Origin of the sequence: Plantactinospora sp. ZYX-F-223, assembly GCF_039649625.1 — a bacterium.
In the GTDB taxonomy this organism is placed as follows: domain Bacteria; phylum Actinomycetota; class Actinomycetes; order Mycobacteriales; family Micromonosporaceae; genus Plantactinospora.
Genome location: NZ_JBDJAV010000183.1, coordinates 1 through 836, shown reverse-complemented (window position 1 = coordinate 836; position 836 = coordinate 1). Strand labels below are relative to the sequence as shown.

Genomic DNA, 836 nt, shown 5'->3' with positions numbered 1-836 from the left:
GATCTCCGCGTTACGCAACCCCAACGACCGCAACGCCGGCAACCGCGCCCCACCCAGAATCGGCGCCAGATCCTCCACAGTGGCGTCCCCGCCCCAACGGCCGGTACCGAGCCAGAGCTCCAGGTGCGCCAACGCGGGCAGATCGGAGTCGGCGATCCCCCGCACCACCCCGGCCGGCAGACCCGCCGACTCGACCACCAGCCTCCGCAGCGCGCCGTGCCGGACGGCACCGAACTCCAGGCCGGTACGGTGCTCGGCGTCGGTGTCGCCGCTCCGGATCCGCAGGATCTCCAGCCCCGGGTACGCGGCCAGCAGCGGCGCGACGTCACCCTGGCAGATCCAGGACAGCTCGCACTCCTCGGCCGGGATGTCGCCGAGGAAGAGGGCCCGCAACCCGGTCAGCCGGTCGGCGGCGGCGCAGAGCTGGCCGATCGGTGCCGCGTTCATCGCCGCGTAGCCCCAGGTGCCGATCACCAGGGCGCGTACCCCGGCCGGGTCGACCAGGTCGAGGAACTGCTCGAACGCGTGCCGGAACATCCGAGAAGGGCCGTAGTCCCAGCCCTCGTCTTCCTCCCACGCCTCGATCCGCCAGGCCACCGAGCCGGGGTCGGCCGGCAGCTCCGCCTCGGGAACCAGGCGCGGCGGCTCGTCCTCCCAGTTCTGACTCAGCCGGAAGACCGGCAACCCGGCGAACTCGGTGGCGTGCCCGGTGAAGCTGGTCCTCACTCCGCCACCGCGATGTACCGGTCGCCGCCCCGGCCGGGGCGGTGCACGTCGGAGAGGTCCACCTCGACGCCCGGCAGCTCGGCCACCAGCCGGCCGGCCAGCTCGCCGCT

The 836-nt window shown here is 73.4% G+C and carries 1 protein-coding gene; it reads right to left on the bottom strand.

Annotated elements, in window-relative coordinates:
• A partial coding sequence (locus AAH979_RS43080; protein ID WP_346263886.1) for a hypothetical protein occupies window positions 1–726 on the bottom strand: 726 nt, incomplete at its 3' end.
• Window positions 727–836 lie beyond the last annotated feature (110 nt).